Origin of the sequence: Lysinibacillus sp. IITD104 (assembly GCF_036698265.2) — a bacterium.
In the GTDB taxonomy this organism is placed as follows: Bacteria; Bacillota; Bacilli; order Bacillales_A; family Planococcaceae; genus Lysinibacillus; species Lysinibacillus boronitolerans.
The window spans coordinates 3,390,573-3,411,374 of the sequence record NZ_JBAHYH020000001.1 but is presented as its reverse complement, the minus strand read 5'-3'; the positions used below and the strand labels follow the sequence as shown (position 1 = coordinate 3,411,374).

Annotated in this window: 14 protein-coding genes and 3 pseudogenes; all 17 read left to right on the top strand. The window is 38.6% G+C overall.

Going from position 1 to position 20,802, the window contains the following annotated elements; genetic code table 11:
• The first annotated feature begins 17 nt into the window (after positions 1 to 17).
• The 17 genes and pseudogenes from dxr to V1L66_RS17330 all read left to right on the top strand — a co-directional run bounded on the left by dxr (position 18) and on the right by V1L66_RS17330 (position 20,625).
• Positions 18 to 1,163, top strand: coding sequence for a 1-deoxy-D-xylulose-5-phosphate reductoisomerase (dxr, locus tag V1L66_RS17410; RefSeq protein ID WP_016994552.1), 1,146 nt, complete (start codon positions 18 to 20; stop codon positions 1,161 to 1,163).
• Between the two features lie 46 nt (positions 1,164 to 1,209).
• Positions 1,210 to 2,472, top strand: a complete 1,263-nt coding sequence (gene rseP / locus V1L66_RS17405; RefSeq protein WP_016994551.1) for an RIP metalloprotease RseP — start codon at positions 1,210 to 1,212, stop codon at positions 2,470 to 2,472.
• Between the two features lie 131 nt (positions 2,473 to 2,603).
• Positions 2,604 to 4,310 (top strand): proline--tRNA ligase, encoded by a 1,707-nt coding sequence (locus V1L66_RS17400; protein ID WP_036080425.1) that lies wholly within the window; start codon positions 2,604 to 2,606, stop codon positions 4,308 to 4,310.
• 270 nt (positions 4,311 to 4,580) lie between these two features.
• Positions 4,581 to 7,508 (top strand): annotated as a pseudogene (locus V1L66_RS17395) (PolC-type DNA polymerase III); the annotation flags it as partial.
• Positions 7,509 to 8,235: 727 nt separating this feature from the next.
• Positions 8,236 to 10,050 (top strand): annotated as a pseudogene (ltrA, locus tag V1L66_RS17390) (group II intron reverse transcriptase/maturase).
• 109 nt (positions 10,051 to 10,159) lie between these two features.
• A pseudogene (locus V1L66_RS17385) lies at positions 10,160 to 11,563 on the top strand (PolC-type DNA polymerase III); the annotation flags it as partial.
• Between the two features lie 334 nt (positions 11,564 to 11,897).
• Positions 11,898 to 12,374 (top strand): ribosome maturation factor RimP, encoded by a 477-nt coding sequence (gene rimP, locus V1L66_RS17380; RefSeq protein WP_333005783.1) that lies wholly within the window; start codon positions 11,898 to 11,900, stop codon positions 12,372 to 12,374.
• Positions 12,375 to 12,398: 24 nt separating this feature from the next.
• Positions 12,399 to 13,538, top strand: a complete 1,140-nt coding sequence (gene nusA / locus V1L66_RS17375; protein ID WP_016994545.1) for a transcription termination factor NusA — start codon at positions 12,399 to 12,401, stop codon at positions 13,536 to 13,538.
• Positions 13,539 to 13,674: 136 nt separating this feature from the next.
• Complete coding sequence (gene rnpM, locus V1L66_RS17370; protein ID WP_004269250.1) at positions 13,675 to 13,953, top strand: RNase P modulator RnpM; 279 nt, start codon at positions 13,675 to 13,677, stop codon at positions 13,951 to 13,953.
• Positions 13,950 to 14,258: a YlxQ family RNA-binding protein gene (locus tag V1L66_RS17365; RefSeq protein WP_016994544.1), complete on the top strand. Its 309-nt coding sequence runs from the start codon at positions 13,950 to 13,952 to the stop codon at positions 14,256 to 14,258. Before rnpM ends, V1L66_RS17365 begins: the two co-directional genes overlap by 4 nt.
• Positions 14,259 to 14,272: 14 nt before the next feature.
• On the top strand, positions 14,273 to 16,555 hold the full coding sequence (gene infB / locus V1L66_RS17360; protein ID WP_036080418.1) for a translation initiation factor IF-2: 2,283 nt from the start codon (positions 14,273 to 14,275) through the stop codon (positions 16,553 to 16,555).
• Positions 16,555 to 16,833: a DUF503 domain-containing protein gene (locus V1L66_RS17355; RefSeq protein WP_004225006.1), complete on the top strand. Its 279-nt coding sequence runs from the start codon at positions 16,555 to 16,557 to the stop codon at positions 16,831 to 16,833. The genes infB and V1L66_RS17355 overlap by 1 nt, the downstream gene beginning before the upstream one ends.
• Positions 16,834 to 16,909: 76 nt before the next feature.
• On the top strand, positions 16,910 to 17,251 hold the full coding sequence (rbfA, locus tag V1L66_RS17350) for a 30S ribosome-binding factor RbfA (RefSeq protein ID WP_004225003.1): 342 nt from the start codon (positions 16,910 to 16,912) through the stop codon (positions 17,249 to 17,251).
• Positions 17,252 to 17,359: 108 nt separating this feature from the next.
• Positions 17,360 to 18,271: a tRNA pseudouridine(55) synthase TruB gene (gene truB / locus V1L66_RS17345; RefSeq protein ID WP_016994543.1), complete on the top strand. Its 912-nt coding sequence runs from the start codon at positions 17,360 to 17,362 to the stop codon at positions 18,269 to 18,271.
• A gap of 12 nt (positions 18,272 to 18,283) precedes the next feature.
• Positions 18,284 to 19,231: a riboflavin biosynthesis protein RibF gene (gene ribF / locus V1L66_RS17340; protein WP_016994542.1), complete on the top strand. Its 948-nt coding sequence runs from the start codon at positions 18,284 to 18,286 to the stop codon at positions 19,229 to 19,231.
• Between the two features lie 173 nt (positions 19,232 to 19,404).
• Positions 19,405 to 19,674 (top strand): 30S ribosomal protein S15, encoded by a 270-nt coding sequence (gene rpsO, locus V1L66_RS17335; RefSeq protein ID WP_004224992.1) that lies wholly within the window; start codon positions 19,405 to 19,407, stop codon positions 19,672 to 19,674.
• Positions 19,675 to 20,103: 429 nt separating this feature from the next.
• Complete coding sequence (locus V1L66_RS17330; protein WP_016994541.1) at positions 20,104 to 20,625, top strand: DoxX family protein; 522 nt, start codon at positions 20,104 to 20,106, stop codon at positions 20,623 to 20,625.
• Positions 20,626 to 20,802 lie beyond the last annotated feature (177 nt).

Here is a 20,802-nt window from a genome sequence, read left to right as displayed (position 1 = left end):
AAAGGGGACAATTTGTTGTGAAAAAAATTAGTTTATTAGGTGCAACTGGTTCAATTGGTTGGCAAACCTACGACATCTTAAAAGAACAACGTGATGCTTTTCAATTAGTAGCTTTTTCATCAGGAAAGAACTTAGAGAAAACGCGAGAAATGATTGAAACATTAAAGCCCGAATTAGTTTCAGTACAATTAGAAGAAGATGCACTTACGCTTGCTAATGAGTTTCCAAATATCCAATTTACATTTGGGGCAAAAGGACTTGTAGAGGTCGCAACACATCCAGATTCGACTATTCTTGTCAATGCTGTGCTTGGAAGTGTAGGGCTTGAATCAACATTAGCAGCCATTCGTATGGGCAAAACGATTGCTATTGCTAATAAAGAAACGCTTGTAACTGCTGGTCATTTAGTGATGGCAGAGGCCAAAAAATACAAAGCAACCATCTTGCCTGTAGATAGTGAGCACTCTGCCATCTTCCAATCAATGAATGGTGAGAATCCGAAAAATATTGAACGTTTGATTATTACCGCTTCTGGTGGTAGCTTCCGTGATAAAACGCGAGAGCAATTAAAACAAGTGACGGTCGCAGATGCACTTAATCATCCAAACTGGTCTATGGGTGCAAAAATTACGATAGATTCCGCTACAATGATGAACAAGGGATTAGAAGTCATAGAAGCGCATGTTTTATTTGATATGCCATATGATAAAATAGATGTACTTTTGCATAGAGAAAGTATTATTCACTCTCTAGTTGAGTATCATGATACTAGTGTTATTGCTCAGCTAGGTACACCAGATATGCGTGTGCCAATCCAATATGCTTTAAGCTACCCAGACCGTATCCCATTACAAAATGGTCAGCGACTAAATTTAGCGCAAATTGGTCAACTACATTTTCAAGAGATGGACTTTGAGCGATACCCTGCCTTGCGTTTAGCGTATGAGGCTGGTCGTATGGGTGGTACGATTCTGACAGCAATGAATGCAGCAAACGAAGCGGCAGTTTCAGCCTTTTTACAAGGAAAAATCACATTCCTTGAAATTGATGAAACGATTGAACGTGTGATGCAAGCACACCAAAACATTGCAATACCAGATTTACAAACCATATTACATGTGGATAGTGAGACAAGAAAAATAGTGTTAGACATGGTAAAATAACGAAAGCACTGTAACGTTAACTAATCGCTATTAAAGGTGGGGTAATATGCAAACAGCCATTGCATTTATATTAATATTTGGTATGCTCGTCTTCTTCCATGAACTTGGACATTTCTTATTTGCCAAACGTGCAGGTATCTTAGTACGTGAATTTGCGATCGGAATGGGTCCCAAAATTTATGGAAAAACGCATGGCGAAACAATGTATACTATTCGATTATTACCAATCGGGGGATACGTACGTATGGCCGGCGAGGATATGGATGGCACTGAATTACAGCCAGGCTACCGAATAGGGCTTATTGTGAATGAGGATAATGTTGTAAAAAAAATTATTTTCAATCAAAACAATAAGCAGTTACCAGATTTATTATTTTTAGAAGTTGAACGCGCTGATTTAGAGAAGGAGTTATTTGTAGAGGGCTATGATGAAGAAGAACGTTTAGTTCGTTATCAAGTAGCTAGAGACTGTGTGCTAGTGGAAAATGGTCGTGAACTAGTCATTGCGCCACAGGATCGTCAATTTAATGCAAAAACAGTCGGCCAACGAGCGATGACGATCTTTGCAGGTCCTTTGTTTAACTTTATTCTTGCGTTTGTGATTTATTTAGTGATTGGTTTGATCCACGGTGTACCAACATACGAGCCAATCATCACAGAAGTAGTAGAGAATGATCCAGCTGCACAGGCAGGGATGCTGGCAGGAGATAGAGTAACAGCTATTAACGGACAAGCAGTTGAAAAATGGCAAGATTTAGCTGCTATCGTTCAAGATCATCCAAACGAAGATATTGCTGTGACAGTTGAACGAGATGGACAATCAGTGAACTTAAATATGACCGTCAAGGAAATCCAACAGGATGGCGAAAAATATGGTCAAATAGGTGTGCGCTATGAAAGCCCAAGAGAATTTAACCCATTAAAAGCAGTTGTCTATGGAGCACAAGAAACCTATAATATGACTGTGAAAATATTTGAACTATTAGGTATGCTGATTACTGGTAAGTTCACAATAGATGCACTTTCTGGTCCTGTAGGTATTTATAAAGCAACAGAGCAAGTTGCCCAGTATGGTATTATGAACTTAATGAATTGGGCAGCAATGCTAAGTATTAACTTAGGAATTATGAACCTACTTCCATTACCAGCACTTGACGGAGGCCGATTATTATTCTTTGGTTTTGAAGCTCTACGTGGTAAACCAATTGACCGTCAAAAAGAAGGTATTGTACATTTTGTAGGAATCGTCCTACTGATGATTCTAATGGTGGTTGTTACATGGAACGATATACAACGATTTTTCTTTTAATTCATTTAAAGTTAAATGAAAGTTGATTTCCTAGCTTTGAGCGCAATTTCGATGAAACATTGCGCTCAAAGCTAAATTTGTTTATGCTATTGAGAGTATAAACTTATCTATTGAAAAAGGTGGAACACTGAATGAAGCAAAGTAAAACATTTATCCCAACGTTACGTGAAGTACCTGCTGATGCTGAGGTAAAATCACATAAGCAATTACTACGTGCAGGGTTTATTCGTCAAAATACAAGTGGGGTATACTCGTATTTACCGCTTGCAAAACGTGTGCTAACAAAAATTGAAACAATTATCCGAGAAGAAATGGAAGCTATCAACTCCATTGAGCTTCTAATGCCATCTCTACAATCTGCTGAGCTGTGGCAGGAATCAGGTCGCTGGGAAAAATACGGTCCAGAATTAATGCGCTTAAAAGACCGTCATGACCGCGATTTTGCATTAGGACCAACACACGAAGAAGTCATCACTACTTTAGTACGTGATGAAATTAAATCATATAAAAAATTACCGTTAACGTTGTATCAAATTCAAACGAAATTCCGTGATGAAAAACGTCCTCGCTTTGGCTTACTACGCGGAAGAGAGTTTATCATGAAGGATGCTTATTCTTTCCATGCCTCACGCGAAAGTTTAGATGAAACATATGAAGATATGTATCGTGCTTATTCTAATATTTTTTCCCGCCTTGGCTTAAACTACCGCGCTGTTATTGCAGATGCAGGTTCGATTGGCGGTAAAGGAACACATGAATTTATGGTGCTTTCTGAAATCGGTGAAGATACAATTGCATACTCTGATACTTCTGATTATGCAGCAAATATCGAAATGGCTGAAGTAATCGTTGATTATCAACCATCTGATGAAGCTTTAAAAGAAGTGGAAAAAGTAGCAACACCAGAGCAAAAAACAATTGAAGATGTTTCAGCATTCTTAAAGGTAGAACCTGCTAATGTCATCAAATCCCTAGTTTTTGATGTAGATGGAGAGCTTGTTGTAGTCCTTGCACGTGGGGATCATGAAATTAATGATATCAAATTGAAAAATGCACTTGATGCAGGTTCTGTAGAACTTGCTAGTGAAGCAGCAATTCAAGAATTATTAGGGTGTGGCGTTGGTTCAATTGGCCCAGTGAAATTACCAGTAGACGTAAAAGTAGTAGCAGACCATGCTATTAAATCTATCCGTAATGGTATTGCAGGTGCAAACGAAGATGGATTCCATTTAGTCAATGTTAACCCAGAGCGTGATTTTGCTGTTAATGATTATTTAGATATTCGTTTTATTCAAGAGGGAGATCCATCTCCTGATGGACAAGGGAACATTAAGTTTGCAGAAGGTATCGAGGTTGGTCACATTTTCAAATTAGGTACTACATACTCTGATAAAATGAATGGTACATTCTTAGATGAGCAAGGTAAGGCTCAACCATTTATTATGGGGTGCTATGGTATTGGCGTATCTCGTATTCTAGCTGCTGTAGCGGAGCACTTCCAAGATGACAATGGCTTTACATGGCCAACACAATTAGCACCGTATGATATTCATGTTGTGCCAGTTAACACAAAAGATGAGGCACAAGTGGCATTAGCAGAGGAGCTTTATGGCTTACTAAAATCATACCGTTATGATGTACTAATAGATGATCGTCCTGAACGTGCGGGTGTAAAATTCGCGGATGCTGATTTAATTGGTTTACCTGTTCGAGTAACTGTTGGTAAAAAAGCAACAGAAGGTATTGTAGAAGTGAAATTCCGTCAAACAGGTGAAACATTTGAATGGAAAAAAGAAGAAGTAATTGATCGCCTTAACGAATTTTTCCGTAAAAATTAACGACGAGCTAAATTGTTGTTTATAATTGGAATTCGATGCTTTTGATAGAGGCTTTCGTATAATTTTGATAAGATAGATATAAATAATTCGCGACACTTCTGCGGGACAGTGAGCCAAGCAAGAAACAACAGATGGTAAAATCTCTGTTAAACTTGAAGAGCGCCCGCAGTGTGGGAGCGAATTTTTTTCTTGAGTTTTCACATGCATTTGAGACGAACTAGAACATGAGGCTAAAGAAACTGCCTCTTTCTGAAAGTAGGTGTCATTAGATTGGAACAGCAACAAGAGGCAAGAATGAGACTTCGAATGCTCTTGCAACAACTAGAGTTAACAGATGATGTATATATGTCATTTTTTGAGGAAGGTGAACTATCACGCCTGACAGTTCATAAAAAGGATAGACTTTGGCATTTCACCATTAAGCTAAAGGATATACTACCATTTCCGTTATATCAGCTTTTCCGTACGCATTTAACAGAGAAATTTTCAGCCATCGCCCAAGTTAATACGACATTTGAAACATTAGATAAAAATGTCACAGAAGAACTGGTGCAAGCGTACTGGCTAAATGTTGTGGAACAAATTGATGAGATGGCTCCAACGCTTAAAAATTGTCTTATCACCCAAATACCAACATGGAACGGCCAAAAAATCACATTGTCCTGTATGCAGGAAATGGAATTTATGATGCTCAAAACTAAATATGCTGACAAACTGGCAGAAAGCTATGGGCAATTTGGTTTCCCTCGAATGGCAATCGACTTTGTGCTACAAGAAGAAACAGAAGAAATGATCGCGGCACAGGAAGCGTTTATGGAGCAGAAACGTCTGGAAGAAGTGGCTCTAGCACAGCAAGCGATGCAAGATTTCCAAAAGCGGGAGCAGGAGAAGAAGGACAATCCAGCACTGGCCAACCTTGGTGACCGTCCATTCCAACTTGGGATGCATATTAAAGATGATGAAGTCATGGAAATTAAACGGATTGTTGAAGAAGAACGACGTGTTATTATTGAAGGATTTGTCTTTGATACGGAAATTAAAGAGTTAAAAAGTGGACGTTCCTTACTACAAATTAAAATTACCGACTATACAGATTCCATTGTTGTAAAAATGTTTTCTCGTGACAATGATGATGCTGAATTAATGCAACATTTGAAAAAGGGCATGTGGGTTAAAGTTCGAGGCTCTGTGCAAACAGATACGTTTATTCGTGATTTAATCGTCATGGCGAATGATATTAATGAAATCAAAAAAGCAACACGACAGGATTTAGCACCAGAGGGTGAAAAGCGTGTTGAGTTACATTTGCATACACCAATGAGCCAAATGGATGCTGTTACACCTGTTGATCGACTTGTTGCTCAGGCTGCAAAGTGGGGACATCCAGCCATAGCTATTACGGATCATGCCGTTGTGCAATCTTTCCCTGAAGCATATGCAGCGGGGAAAAAACATGGCATTAAGATTATTTATGGTCTGGAAGCAAATTTAGTTGATGATGGTGTACCGATTGCCTATGCTCCAGAGCATCGTTTATTGGCAGACACAACGTATGTTGTTTTTGACGTAGAAACGACAGGGCTATCAACTGCATACGATACCATTATTGAATTGGCTGCAGTTAAAATTAAAGATGGGCAAGTGATCGATAAGTACGAAAGCTTTGCAAACCCACATCATCCACTTTCAGCAACGACCATCGAATTAACAGGTATTACGGATGATATGGTTCGAAATGCTCCAGAGGTAGAGCAGGTCATTAAAGAATTTCATGCCTTTATCGGTGATGCAATCGTTGTCGCTCATAACGCATCATTTGATATAGGCTTCCTATATACAGGCTATAAAAAATTTGGTTTTGAAGAGACAGTCCATCCTGTCATTGATACATTAGAGCTAGCAAGATTGCTTTATCCTACAATGAAAAACCACCGTTTGAATACGCTGTGTAAAAAATTCAATATTGAATTAACACAGCATCACCGAGCAATTTATGATACTGAGGCGACAGGGTATCTCCTGCTGCAGCTATTGAAGGATGCTGATGAGCTAGCTATAAAATACCATGATGACTTCAATAAGCATATTGGTGGTGGGGATGCCTATAAAAAAGGGAGACCTATGCATTGTACAATTTTAGCAGTAGATAATGCAGGCTTAAAAAACTTATTTAAAATCGTCTCACACTCGCATACAAAAACATTCTATCGTGTTCCTCGTGTGACACGTGCAGTGCTTGAACAATATCGTGAGGGCTTATTAGTAGGATCAGGTTGTAGTAATGGTGAAGTATTCGAAACGATGATGAATAAGTCTCCAGAGGAAGCAGAGAAAGTCGCTCGTTTTTATGATTATATTGAGGTGCAACCGAAGGCTGTATATGCGCCATTAATCGAACGCAATGTTGTACGTGATGAATGGACATTAGAAGATATTATCCGTAAACTTGTGAAACTTGGGAAGAAGCTAGATAAGCCTGTTGTTGCTACTGGAAATGTTCATTATTTAGATCCGACAGATGGGATGTTTAGGCAAATACTTATTGGTTCACAAGGTGGAGCGAATATTTTGAATCGCTCTAAGCTACCAGAGGTCCATTTTAGAACAACTGATGAAATGCTGAAAGAATTTGATTTTTTAGGACCTGATCTTGCAAAAGAAGTGGTTGTGACGAATACTCAAAAAGTGGCAGCAAGTATAGGTGACGTCAAACCAATTAAGGATGACCTATATACACCAAAAATTGAGGGCTCTGATGATGAGGTAACCAATTTAACTTATGAAATGGCCCATCGTATTTATGGCGAGGAGTTACCAGAAATCGTGAAAGCTCGAATTGAGAAAGAGTTAAAATCGATTTTGGGGCACGGTTTTGGAGTAATTTATTTAATTTCTGCCAAGCTAGTGAAAAAATCATTAGCTGATGGCTATTTAGTAGGATCCCGTGGTTCGGTTGGTTCTTCATTAGTAGCTACTTTTATGGAAATCACAGAGGTTAACCCATTACCTCCTCACTATATTTGTCCTAATTGTAAACATTCCGAGTTTTTTGATGATGGTTCTGTCAGCTCAGGCTACGATTTACCAAATAAAGACTGCACGGAATGTGGAACACCTTATAAAAAAGATGGACAAGACATACCATTTGAAACCTTCCTTGGTTTTAAAGGTGATAAGGTACCTGATATCGATTTAAGTGCGACACGTTGCTAATTGAAAAGATTAGCCACCATTAATGGTAGAACTGCTATTTCGAAGTGTGGAATGACGGAGTAACGCCCCGAAACACACTCGCTGAAGCTACGACATGCAAGCGGATGACTGCAAAATTGAAACTTGTATGAAGCTCGTTAAAGTGGGCTGAAGTTCACCCAAACAGTACAGCTGTGGAAAAGGAGACATCCTGTGAATGATAGGTCTGGCGTCTATAAACTTTCTATGGTTAGAATCAGTAGATTGACTGGGACGAACCCTCGATTGACTTTTCGTGAATGTCACACAGTAGAAATGCTGTGGGGTCCAAATTAGGGCTTCTAGGTGTGGATGAGTAAGCGTTTGATTATGAAAATCCATCTTGTGTTATAGGCACATGCAAGCCTAGCGGAATTTAGGGGGAACCTAAGGGAAGATGTACAGATAGAAATAGTGGAACGTGTGAAGCTCCAAACGTAAGAGACAGTTGCATGTCGATGACGACGGTACGAGGAAAGGCTTTTAGCTATAACTCGTTTTAACGGAGTGGCAGTAGTGCCGTAGTACCGATGATGAAATGCCAATGATGACTGAATAACAAATAGGTCGGAGGAAAAACATTTCTGAGGGAAGGGCACAAGTCGTTAGTGTTGAAAACAAACCTACACAAGTCAGATTCTAGTATGACTAAAGAGAACGAAAGCTCAAAGGGAGTGATTAGTTGACTGACTTAATGATTCAAAAGTTAAGAAACAATGAGTATTTTGGATTGCAAACAACTTTTGATGATCTTTATAACGAAAGTAAAAGTGGTCGTTATTTTACAGACCTTTATGATGTGATTATTTCCGAAGAAAATATCATGCTCGCCTTTCGTAACCTTAAAAGTAATACAGGTAGTAAAACGAAAGGTACTAATGGACACACAATTAAACATTTAAACAAAATGAATGCTAATAAACTAATCAAGCTTGTTCGAAGAAGACTAGAAAATTATTCACCACATGCAGTAAGAAGGTTATTCATACCAAAACCGAATGGAAAGATGCGACCTCTTGGTATCCCAACTATTGAGGATAGATTAATACAGCAAATGTTTTTGCAAGTATTAGAGCCGATTACAGAGGCGAAATTTCATCCGCAAAGTTATGGCTTTAGACCGAAACGAAGCACACATGATGCACTCGCAAGATGCTATCATATGGTGAATCATAGTCATCAGCATTTTGTTGTTGATATCGACATTAAAGGTTTCTTCGATAATGTAAATCATAAAAAGCTAATGAGACAATTATGGACGATTGGTATTAGGGATAAAAAAGTATTAGTAATTATCAAAAAGATGCTGAAAGCTGAAATTACAGGTGAAGGAGTACCAACGAAAGGAACGCCCTAAGGAGGAATTTTATCTCCGCTACTTGCCAATGTAGTATTAAACGAGTTGGATTGGTGGATTTCAAATCAATGGGAAACGAAACCAACACGAGTACCTTATAAGCTAAAACGCAATAAAACGGACGCACTTAAAAAGACAAGGTTAAAACCAATGTATCTAGTTCGATACGCAGATGATTTTAAAATATTCACGAACTCATATGAAAATGCTCGAAAGATTAAAATTGCTGTTGAAAAATGGTTAAAAGAACGATTAGGGCTAGAAATTAGTGAAGAAAAAAGTAAAATCACGAATTTGCGTAAGAATGGTACAGACTTTTTAGGAGTTCGCTTTAGAGCGGTACAAAAAGGCAATGCGAAAACAGGATACATCGTCAATTCTAAGATGGACCCAAGAGCAAAAGAAAAGGTACAAGGCGTTATAAGGCATCAGCTAGTAAAACTAAGAAAAAGTCCTACTCCACAAAAAGTGATGAATTTTAATGCGAATATTTTAGGGCTGCAAAACTATTATAAGATTGCAACTCGGATCGCTCAGGATTTTAATGAGATAAGGCATAACATTCACCCAAACATTAAATCACTCATGATTAGAAACATCTTTTTGAAAACAAAAGAAACAAACGGAGTGATTGATAAATTTTACGGAGATTACAATTATCCACGTTTCAAAAGCAATGGATTGCTGGTATATCCTATTGAAGCTGTTCGACATGATATACGAGGACAGCGAAAGCCTGAATTCACAATTTACAATGAAGCTGATAGGAAAGTAATTCATAAAGATTTAAAACAAGTGTCCATTCGAGAAATCGAAATGTTTCGTAAAGGAATATATAAATCAAAAAGTGTTCTGTATGAGAATAACCGATTGAGTAAATATGTAGCACAAAAAGGCTGCTGTGGTATTACGGGTGAGAGATTAACACCTCATCAAGCGTTATGTCATCACATTAAATCAACAGCACAAGGTGGTACAGATGAATACGATAACTTGATTATTATTAATAGAAAGTATCATATGCTCATTCACAATTCAGACCCTTTAAGGAATAAAGAATATCAGAAGATTTTAAGTAAATTCGAAATAAAAGCAATGAATAAATTAAACAGGCTAAGAACGGAAGTAGGAAATCCAAAGCTTAGTCTATAACATTCAACAAAACTAACGATGGAACGCCGTGTGAGTGTGAAAGCCTCATGCACGGTGTGGGACGGGGGAAAAGCTGGCGATAACTTCAAAGGCTTACCTATCGTCATATTTCTCGGGTGAATATCAGCCTCAAGCGCACAACTATACAAAGGTGCTATTTGGCGAGGATTATGTATTCCGTGCTGGAACAATCGGTACAGTGGCAGAGAAAACAGCATATGGCTATGTAAAAGGCTATGCAAGTGATCATAATTTACATTTTCGTGGTGCAGAAGTTGATCGTTTAGTTCAAGGCTGTACAGGAGTAAAACGTACAACTGGGCAACACCCTGGAGGAATTATTGTTGTTCCAGATTATATGGACATTTATGATTTCTCTCCAGTACAGTACCCTGCAGATGCGCAGGATGCAGAATGGCGCACAACCCATTTTGATTTCCACTCTATCCATGACAATATTTTAAAGCTAGATATACTTGGACACGATGATCCGACGGTGATAAGAATGTTACAGGATTTATCAGGAATCGATCCTAAAACAATCCCGACCGATGATCCTGTCGTTATGAAAATTTTTAGTTCTCCTGAATCTTTAGGCGTGACAGAAAAGCAAATTGGTTGTAAGACAGGGACATTAGGTATACCAGAATTCGGTACGCGTTTCGTACGTCAAATGCTAGAAGATACAAAGCCTTCGACATTCTCAGAGCTTGTACAAATTTCTGGACTTTCCCATGGTACAGACGTATGGCTAGGAAATGCACAAGAATTAATTCAAAACGGTACATGTGTGCTAAAAGAAGTAATTGGTTGTCGTGATGACATTATGGTGTATTTAATTTATCAAGGCCTAGAGCCGTCATTAGCCTTCAAAATTATGGAATCTGTTCGTAAAGGGAAAGGCTTATCAGAAGAATTTGAAGCGGAGATGCTCGCCAATAAAGTACCAGGTTGGTATATTGAATCCTGTAAAAAGATAAAATACATGTTCCCGAAGGCCCATGCCGCAGCATATGTGCTAATGGCGGTACGTATTGCCTGGTTTAAGGTACATTTCCCAATCCTTTATTATGCAGCGTATTTCACAGTTCGAGCAGATGATTTTGATTTAATTGCAATGGTGCAAGGATCGCAAATGATTCGAGCACGTATTGATGAAATCAATATGAAAGGCTTAGATGCATCCACTAAAGAGAAAAACTTATTAACGGTGTTGGAGCTTGCGCTAGAAATGTGTGAACGAGGTATGAGTTTCCAAAAGGTGGACCTGTATCGATCACAAGCTAGTGAGTTTGTCATTGATGGCAATTCACTCATCCCACCGTTCGATGCGATTCCGGGTCTTGGAACCAACGTGGCGAAAACAATCGTTGCTGCTCGTGAAGAGGGAGAGTTTTTATCCAAGGAAGATTTACAGCAACGTGGTCGTGTTTCCAAAACGCTTATTGAATACATGGACCAGCTTGGTTGTTTAGAAGGCATGCCTGATGCTAATCAGTTATCGCTATTCTAGTATTGCAATTGTTTTGCATTGAAAGGTCACAATGTAAATTCAAATTCCTGACACAATATGGTTATCTAGAATGAAGGAAATTTGCATTGTGTCGAGAACTGTGCTATTCTTATGGTAATAATTTGTTGATATTTTTCCAGCAAAAGAGTGGGGCATACCCGCTCTTTTCTGTTGTTTAACCGTAGCAAAACAAATTTTGACTAACAGCAGGTAAGACCGTAAAATTTCACCAAAGCAACTGGTGGAATTTCTGTTTTATTATGGTTCATTACTGCGTTAACTTCATAGTGATGAACAATCATACGCTAGAATCTGATAAATACAGGAGGAAATAATGAGCAAAGTACCATCTTTAATTGAAGAGCTCGCTAAACCAATTGTGGATGAGTTAAATCTTGAGCTAGTGGATATTGAGTTCGTAAAAGAAGGACGTAACTGGTTTTTACGTGTCTATGTTGATACACCTGAGGGTGGAATTGACATCGATCAATGTGCTCAAGTGAGTGAACGACTAAGCTTGTTATTGGATGAAAAAGATCCAATTACACAAAACTATTATTTAGAAGTTTCTTCACCTGGAGCGGAACGTCCATTAAAAAAAGATACGGATTTTATCAAAGCAGTTGGTAAATTTATTTATGTAAAAACCTATGAGCCCATCAAGGACATGAAGGAATTCCAAGGCTACTTAACGTCATACGATGAACATACATTAGTGATGGAAGTGCGTATTAAAACACGTAAAATAACAGTAACAATTGAACAAGAAAAAATTGCATTGGCACGACTTGCCATCGATTTTTCAGCATAAAGCATATTTAGGAGTGAAAACAAAATGAGTAGTGATTTGTTAGATGCGCTGAATGCGCTAGAAGAACAAAAAGGAATTTCAAGAGATGTGTTAATTGAAGCCATTGAAGCGGCATTAGTTACAGCTTACAAACGCAACTTTAACCAAGCACAAAATGTTCGAGTGGACTTAAATCTAGATAAGGGCTCAATTCGTGTATTCTCACGTAAAGATGTTGTGGAAGAGGTAGAGGATGATCGTTTGCAAATTTCTTTAGAAGATGCAAAAGTTATTAATCCAGCCTATCAGCTAGAGGACATCGTGGAACAGGAAGTAACACCACGTAACTTCGGACGCATTGCTGCACAAACAGCAAAGCAGGTAGTTACACAACGCGTACGTGAAGCGGAACGAGGTTTAATTTATGAGCAATACGTAGATCGTGAAGATGATATCGTAACTGGCGTTGTAGAACGTTTAGATGCTCGTAATATCTATGTAGGTCTAGGGAAAGTAGAAGCGGCATTACCAGTTAATGAACAAATCCAAGGTGAATCTTATCATCCACATGATCGTATTAAGGTGTATATTACAAAAGTTGAACGTACAACACGTGGACCTCAAGTGATTGTGTCTCGTACACATCCTGGGTTGTTACGTCGATTATTTGAGATGGAAGTACCTGAAATTTATGAGGGTATTGTAGAGATTAAATCAATTGCACGTGAAGCTGGAGATCGCTCTAAAATTTCTGTCTTTGCACATAATGAGGAAGTGGATCCAGTAGGTTCATGTGTTGGGGCAAAGGGAGCTCGTGTACAAACGATTGTCAATGAACTAAATGGTGAAAAAATTGATATCGTTGAATGGTCTGAAGATCCAGTTGTATTTGTAGCTAATGCATTAAGCCCATCAAAAGTATTAGATGTACAAGTGAATGAAGAAGAAAAGTCGACAACAGTTGTCGTACCTGACTATCAATTATCTCTAGCTATCGGGAAACGTGGGCAAAATGCACGCCTAGCAGCGAAGCTTACTGGCTGGAAAATTGATATTAAGAGTGAGACTGATGCTCGTGAATTAGGTATTTATCCTTCGGCTACAAGCACTTTCATCCCTGCTGATGATGCAGAAAGTGATTTTGATGATGTAGCAGTTGACTTATATCAAGACGACGAAGAATAAGTAAGAAAGCCCGTGTGACAAGTTAGCTGACAGTATTCAGTGGGCCCCCTACGCCGACTGAATACTGTCAGAGCGTCAAGTAGAGCAAGACTTGTCCACCTCTTACGACAAGCTTCAGAGAGGAATGGTGATTCTTATGGCTGTAAACAAAAAAGTACCTCTTCGTAAATGCGTAGCAACTGGAGAAATGCTACCAAAGAAAGAGATGATACGTGTTGTTCGTTCGAAAGAGGGCGAAGTAAGTGTAGATGTCTCCGGGAAAAAGCCGGGGCGTGGTGCCTATGTCTCTAAATCAGAGCAGGCAGTTGACCTCGCGCGTAAGAAAAATGTATTAGGGCACCAACTTGATGTGAAAATTCCTGAAGAAATATATGAGGAACTTATTTTGCTGATTCGTAGGGAGTCTATTTTATGATGAATCAAGCAATATTTAATTTGCTTGGAATCGCGGCAAGAGCACGTAAGGTGATTTCAGGAGAAGAGTTAGTAGTAAAGGAAGTCCGCAATGGCAATGCTAAACTAGTACTGCTTGCAAACGATGCTTCTAAAAACTCTAGTAAAAAAATTCAAGATAAGTGCACGTACTACAACGTTGAGTATCATGTAATTGGAGATCGATATGATCTAGGACATGCTACAGGTAAGGAGGCCCGAGTGGCTTTAGCTATTACCGATAAAGGTTTTGCAAGTAAATTGTCTAGTCTACTCAACGAAAACTAATCGGGGGTGAGCAGATGACCAAAATCAGAGTTCATGAATATGCGAAGCAAGTGAATAAAACGAGTAAAGAGGTTATTGAAGCACTAAGTAAATTAAATGTGAGTGTAACAAACCATATGTCTATGTTGGAAAAAGACGCTGTGGCAAAGTTAAATCAAACATTTAAAGCAACACCTGAGAAAAATGTAGCAAAACAATCAACTCAAAACATGGCACAAAAGCCTCAATCAAATGGCCAGCAAAAACCACAGCATTCGGTGAAAAAGCAAGAAGGACAAAGGCAGCAATCTGCTACTTCTAAGCCAAAAGCAAACAATCAGCAACATGCACAGCAAAACTCAAATTCGTCTAACGAAAAATCTAAGAATACAAAAGGTAATCAAAATAGAAATATGACACAAAATAATAATAATAACAATAATAATCGTAGAGGTGGCGGTGGTTACAACCAACGTCCAAAACCAGGGATTCATGGAGGCAAACGTCGCCATCCAAAAACGCATCAACCATCAATTCCAGTGAAACAAAAGGAACTTCCAGAAAAAATTACTTTTGTTGAATCATTATCAGTTGCAGAATTAGCAAAAAAATTACACCGTGAGCCATCTGAAATCATTAAGAAATTATTCATGCTTGGCGTAATGGCAACAATTAACCAAGAATTAGATAAGGATGCAATTGAATTAATTTGCGCAGACTATGGTGTAGAAGTGGAAGAAGAAATTCGTGTAGATATTACGGATTTAGAAACACACTTCGAGCAAACAGAAGAAGTAAACGAGGCAGATTTATCAGAGCGTCCGCCAGTTGTAACAATTATGGGTCACGTTGACCATGGTAAAACAACTTTATTAGACTCTATTCGCCATACAAAAGTAACAGCAGGAGAAGCTGGTGGTATTACACAACATATTGGTGCATACCAAGTTACAGAAGGCGACAAGAAAATTACATTCCTTGATACACCAGGACATGCGGCTTTCACAACAATGCGTGCACGTGGTGCAAAAGTAACGGATTTAACAATTTTAGTGGTAGCTGCTGATGATGGTGTTATGCCACAAACAGTAGAAGCTATTAATCACGCCAAGGCAGCTGAAGTACCAATTATTGTGGCTGTGAATAAAATGGATAAACCATCGGCAAATCCAGATCGTGTAATGCAAGAATTAACAGAGCATGGCTTAGTTCCTGAAGCATGGGGCGGGGACACAATTTTCGTTCCAATTTCAGCGTTAAAAGGTGAAGGCATTGATACATTGTTAGAGATGATTTTACTTGTAGCTGAAGTAGGCGAGCTTAAAGCTAACCCAGAACGTTTAGCACTTGGAACAGTAATCGAAGCGCAGCTTGATAAAGGTCGTGGCTCTGTTGCTACGCTTTTAGTACAAGATGGAACATTAAAAGTAGGTGACCCAATCGTTGTAGGTCATACGTATGGTCGTGTACGTGCGATGGTAAATGATAAAGGTCGTCGTGTAAAAGAAGCTGGCCCATCAACTCCAGTTGAAATTACAGGTTTAAATGATGTACCTCAAGCAGGTGACCGTTTCGTTGTCTTTGAAGACGAGAAAACAGCGCGTCAAGTTGGGGAAACAAGAGCAATGTCAGCGATCCAAGCACAACGCTCAGAAAAACAACGTGTAACGCTAGATAACTTATTTGAACAAATGAGCCAAGGCGAAATGAAAGAGCTTAACTTAATTGTGAAAGCTGACGTTCAAGGTACTGTTGAAGCAATGGCAGCCTCTCTAATGAAAATTGATGTGGAAGGCGTAAATGTGAAAATTATTCACACAGGTGCTGGAGCTATTACCGAATCTGATATTTCTCTTGCAGCAGCTTCTAATGCGATTGTTATTGGATTTAACGTCCGTCCGGATGTTAACGCAAAACGTGCAGCAGAAGAAGAGGGTGTAGATATTCGCTTACACCGCATTATCTATAAAGTAATTGAAGAGATTGAACAAGCAATGAAAGGTATGCTTGATCCTGAATTTGAAGAAAAAATTATTGGTCAAGCAGAAGTTCGTCAAACAATTAAAGTATCAAAAGTTGGTACAATTGCTGGTTCATATGTAACAGAAGGAAAGGTAACACGTGATTCAGGTGTACGTGTGATCCGTGATAACGTCGTTATTTTTGAAGGTGAGCTAGATACGCTTAAACGCTTCAAAGATGAAGTAAAAGAAGTGGCAAAAGGATACGAATGTGGTATTACGATTACAAACTTCAACGATATAAAAGAAGGCGATATTATTGAAGCCTATATTATGGAAGAGGTTAAACGCGCCTAATGATCGTGTATGCAGAGGTTGAATTTATCATTCAAACTGCCCATTCGTTAAAGGAAAAGCGTGCTGTCTTACAGCGTATGATTACCCGCACAAAGCAGAAATTTAATGTTTCTATTGCGGAAATTGACCATCAAAATGTATGGCAGCGTACGAAATTAGCACTTGTTGCTGTTTCCTCATCAAAGGAAGCAGCTGAACGGGAAATTAATCACGCGCTCCATTATTTACAGTCAAATCCGTCATGGGAACAGCTTAATGTGTGGCGAGATTATTTATAAGTAATAGTAGATAGTTGAGAGTGTGAACAGCAATAATATATCAACTATCTGTACATCGAAATAGAGGTGACAAATTATGTCTCTACGTTCAAACCGTGTTGCCGAGCAAATGAAAAAGGAGCTTGGTGATATTCTTGGCCGTAAAATAAAAGATCCGCGTGTTGGTTTTGTGACTGTTACAGGTGTTGAAGTAACGGGTGATTTACAGCAAGCGACTATTTATATTACATCTTTAGGCAACGAACGTGAACGAGAGGAAACGCTTAAAGCTTTAGTAAAAGCTTCGGGCTTCATTCGCTCTGAAATTGGATCACGTATTCGTTTACGACGTACACCAGAATTAATCTTTGAATTTGATTCATCGATTGAATATGGTAACCGTATTGATTCGTTGCTTAGAGATTTACACAAAGAATAAGCTAAAAAAAGTCTGCCACATGCATGTTTATGCAGGCAGACTTTTTATCTTCATGGAAAAGGTTATATTGCCAATGAATTATAGAGTAGGCAATTTGGGAGGAGCTATATGAACGGTATTTTACCGCTTTGGAAAGAAAGAGGCATGACGAGCCATGACTGTGTCTTTAAATTACGCAAAATTTTACGGACAAAAAAAGTTGGGCATACAGGGACACTTGATCCAGGTGTTGAGGGCGTACTGCCAATTTGTATTGGCCAAGCAACTCGAATAGCAGAATATTTAACTGACGCAGGGAAAACCTATGAAGCCATTATCTCAATAGGTCGTTCTACGACAACCGAGGATGCTGAGGGTGAAACCGTTGAAGAAGATCTTACGATAAAAAATTTTTCTCGTGAGCAGGTGTTAGAGGTTTTAGCTTCATTAACTGGCGTTATTGAACAAACACCACCCATGTTTTCAGCAGTAAAAGTAAATGGGAAGCGCCTCTATGAATATGCGAGAAAAGGCGAAAGTGTTGAAAGACCTACTCGCCAAGTAACAATTTATGATTTGGAGCTACTTGATGAGCTAGCACAATATGAGGGGCAAGAAATCACATTTCCTGTACGTATCGCTTGTAGTAAAGGGACATATATTCGAACATTAGCTGTGCAAATTGGTGAGGCTCTTGGCTATCCAGCACATATGAAGGAGCTTGTACGAACTGCTTCCGGTACTTTTACACGGGATAATTGTTTTACGTTAGCACAGGTTGCTGAGCTAATGGAGGATGAGCAAATAGCTACCTGTATTTTACCTGTCGAGTATGCATTAGCAGACTATCCATATATTGAGATTACGAGTGCTAATGAAAAAGAAATTTTCAATGGACAAGTGCTTCCAGCAGATGCATTATTAAATAGTCATGATAAAATTGTATACGGAATCAATGGAAAGGCAGTTGCGGTTTATCGGGCTCACCCTACAAAGGATGGGTTGATGAAGCCACATAAGATGTTTCCGACGATAGAGTAGGAGGATTTTTCAATGGAGGTCATTCATTTAAAATACCCACATCAATTACAGCAACGAGAAAGCATGCAGCCATATTCATTAGCTCTTGGCTTTTTCGATGGTGTACATAGAGGGCATCAAGCAGTTATCAAGGCAGCTAAGGAAGAAGGAAACAAGCGACAAATTCCTACTGCAGTGATGACATTCGATCCACATCCTTCATTAGTCCTTGGTGGACGTAACGAAAAGGTTTTTTATATTACACTCTTACAGCAAAAATTACAGCTGTTTGAAGAACAGGGTGTGGATACGGTTTTCGTTGTCCACTTCACTTCTGATTTTGCCAAACTTTCACCAGCGGCATTTATCGATACATTTATCCGTGGGTTAAATGTTCAGCATGTGACAGCTGGCTTCGATTATTCATTTGGAGCATTTGGTAAGGGAACAATGGAAGATATGCGTGTATTAAGCAATGGTGATTATGGCGTTACAATTGTTGAGAAGAAAACAGACGATGTTGAGAAAATCAGCTCTACCCGTATCCGCAAGCTATTACAAGAAGGCGATATGGAAGAAGCAACAGTGTTACTAGGGAGACCGTTTGAAATCAATGGGATTGTTGTACATGGTGATAAGCGTGGCCGTACTATTGGCTTCCCTACAGCAAATGTGCAAGCTTTAGAGGGAACGTTTATTCCAGCAAGTGGTGTCTATGCTGTTCGTCTGCTTGTGCAAAATAGCTGGTATGATGGTGTTTGTAATGTAGGCTATAAACCAACTTTCAAAGACCCAAATGATAAGCAATTATCGATTGAAGTCCATATTTTAAACTTTGATAAAAATATCTACGGTGAAGAAGTACATGTGGCATGGTATAAACGTATTCGAAGTGAACGGAAATTCGATGGTATTGAGGCCTTGAAATCGCAAATTGAAAAGGATAAACAAGAAGCAATCCGTTACTTTAACGCGCTATAATACGACTTCATTATTGTAGTCACATTATCCAAGTCGACGTTTTACTTGCTTGACTAAGTAATGTATGATAATATTCATAAGTGCATAAATGCTTAACCTTAGCTCGGTATATCGATGACTCCAACGTTTACTGTGCTAATGGGGATTAATTAAAATTTAGGAGGTCCATACAAATGGCTATTACAAAAGAACGTAAAAACGAAATTATCGCTGAGTACCGTACTCACGAAAGTGACACTGGTTCACCAGAAGTACAAGTTGCAGTATTAACAGAGGAAATCAACGCTCTAAATACTCACTTACGTACTCACAAAAAAGATTTCCACTCTGAGCGTGGTCTTCTTAAAATGGTAGGTCGTCGTCGTCACTTATTAAAATACCTTCGTGAAACAGACGTACAACGTTACCGTGAATTAATCAACCGTTTAGGCTTACGTCGCTAATTCATAGCAAACGTAATCCTATATTAGACTGTAGACAAACATTCGTTTGTCTACAGTCTTTTTTTTTGAAATAAACATTGTTCATAATATTTTGTTCAACAATAAGCCATAACTTTTTTACACTACGATGAACGATAGATAAAAATGATTTGATACTTGATAAAAGATAAAAGGGTGATATATTCTAATCACATTTCACAGCCCATGTTATAGTCATTGCGATCATCATTTGCAAGTGCAATTGAAGTAGACTGCTATTATATTTCATGAAATCAATCCAGCAAATTATAGATAGAGGCTCAAACAATTGGTACATAAGCGTCAATCATACAATCTAAATGCTATCATTGAATACTAGTAAAACGATGGCTTTGGGTTAGAAAACTAGATGGTGAAATGTAAACTAAATCATTTAGAGGGGTGAGTAGGATGTTTAACCAATTATTAAGAGAGAATAATATTGTTGCAGTTATTCTAACAGTTATTCGTGTTTATTTAGGCTGGCATTGGCTTACAGCAGGTTGGGGAAAACTGTTTAATAGCTTTGATGCATCTGGCTTTTTAGCCAATGCGATTACAAATCCAGTGACAAGTGGAGAAGAGCTTGCATACCCACTGTATGTAAAGTTTATTGAATCATTTGCTTTGCCAAATGCCGGGCTAATTAACATTCTTGTGCCGTGGGGAGAATTTTTAGTAGGGCTAGGATTAATTCTGGGATGCTTAACGACATATGCTGCATTTTTCGGTATGGTCATGAATTTTGCTTTCTTAATGGCAGGTACGATATCTAGTAATCCATGGGATATTTTACTTGCAATCTTTATAGCTGCTGCAGGTTACAATGCTGGGAAATTCGGACTCGACCGCTTCATTATGCCTATCATAAGTGAAAAGATGGCGAGAAATAAGAAAAAAGATGTAGTTCAACCTGTTGCTAAAATTACATAATAAACTTTTTTAGATATCTTATATTAGGAGACTACTCATTAGTTTGAATATACCCCACCCATTATATTGAAGTGACCCCTAAAAGTTAGACACGGTTATTTCGTTTAGACAGCTTGGGTAAAATGAGTTCGGTACTGCACTGGACTCATTTTTAATTTTGCCTTCATACGTTTCGTA

Coding starts and splice junctions, on each gene's coding strand:
- rpsO (WP_004224992.1), top strand. CDS start 19,405: ATGGCTATTACAAAAGAACGTAAAAACGAAATTATCGCTGAGTACCGT.
- rimP (WP_333005783.1), top strand. CDS start 11,898: ATGAGCAAAGTACCATCTTTAATTGAAGAGCTCGCTAAACCAATTGTG.
- rnpM (WP_004269250.1), top strand. CDS start 13,675: ATGGCTGTAAACAAAAAAGTACCTCTTCGTAAATGCGTAGCAACTGGA.
- V1L66_RS17330 (WP_016994541.1), top strand. CDS start 20,104: ATGTTTAACCAATTATTAAGAGAGAATAATATTGTTGCAGTTATTCTA.
- V1L66_RS17365 (WP_016994544.1), top strand. CDS start 13,950: ATGATGAATCAAGCAATATTTAATTTGCTTGGAATCGCGGCAAGAGCA.
- infB (WP_036080418.1), top strand. CDS start 14,273: ATGACCAAAATCAGAGTTCATGAATATGCGAAGCAAGTGAATAAAACG.
- ribF (WP_016994542.1), top strand. CDS start 18,284: ATGGAGGTCATTCATTTAAAATACCCACATCAATTACAGCAACGAGAA.
- rseP (WP_016994551.1), top strand. CDS start 1,210: ATGCAAACAGCCATTGCATTTATATTAATATTTGGTATGCTCGTCTTC.
- nusA (WP_016994545.1), top strand. CDS start 12,399: ATGAGTAGTGATTTGTTAGATGCGCTGAATGCGCTAGAAGAACAAAAA.
- V1L66_RS17355 (WP_004225006.1), top strand. CDS start 16,555: ATGATCGTGTATGCAGAGGTTGAATTTATCATTCAAACTGCCCATTCG.
- V1L66_RS17400 (WP_036080425.1), top strand. CDS start 2,604: ATGAAGCAAAGTAAAACATTTATCCCAACGTTACGTGAAGTACCTGCT.
- rbfA (WP_004225003.1), top strand. CDS start 16,910: ATGTCTCTACGTTCAAACCGTGTTGCCGAGCAAATGAAAAAGGAGCTT.
- truB (WP_016994543.1), top strand. CDS start 17,360: ATGAACGGTATTTTACCGCTTTGGAAAGAAAGAGGCATGACGAGCCAT.